This window comes from Bartonella sp. AP19HLJMH (assembly GCF_042196245.1).
GTDB lineage: Bacteria > Pseudomonadota > Alphaproteobacteria > Rhizobiales > Rhizobiaceae > Bartonella.
Genome location: NZ_JBHIPX010000108.1, coordinates 1 through 544, shown reverse-complemented (window position 1 = coordinate 544; position 544 = coordinate 1). Strand labels below are relative to the sequence as shown.

The 544-nt window shown below is 45.8% G+C and carries 1 protein-coding gene; it reads left to right on the top strand.

Annotated elements, in window-relative coordinates:
- The coding region (locus tag ACFINR_RS09630; protein WP_375654257.1) for a hypothetical protein at nucleotides 1–544 on the top strand (544 nt) is incomplete at both ends.

The window sequence follows — 544 nt, the reverse complement described above, 5'->3', positions numbered from 1 at the left end:
GCGCGGTGAGAGTGTCGATGCTCATATTGGTGCATTTACCAATCAAGGGACGTTTATTGCAACCGATGATTTGCATTTGATGGTAAGTGCACAAGAAGGCGCCGATCCGCAACAAGCCTTTCTGAAGAATACATCCGAAGGGGTTCTTCAAAGTGGCGGCGTTTTTGTTTTGATCGCAGGGCAATTAGACAATGCCGGTGTGCTTGGCTCTAGTGGTGAGAATGTTGTCCTCAATGTGGCAGGAAATGTTACCAATAGCGGGCTGATTTACGCCAAAAAATCTATGGATCTATTCAGTGATGGTAATCTGACCAACACACAGGGCAGAATTATTGCTGAAGAGGCTCTCAGCATTGGTGGGCTGAAAGAGATACGTGCTGGTCATATAAATAATGAGGCTGGTCTTCTCAGTGCTTTAGCCGGTGAGATGAAGATTGTTGCAACGTCTTTTGTCAATAAAAGCGCTGAAACGACAAATTCAGACCAACAAAACGCTACACATGATGAAGGTGCGCATGTTTTAGCGCGGGATGGTTTGCGCATT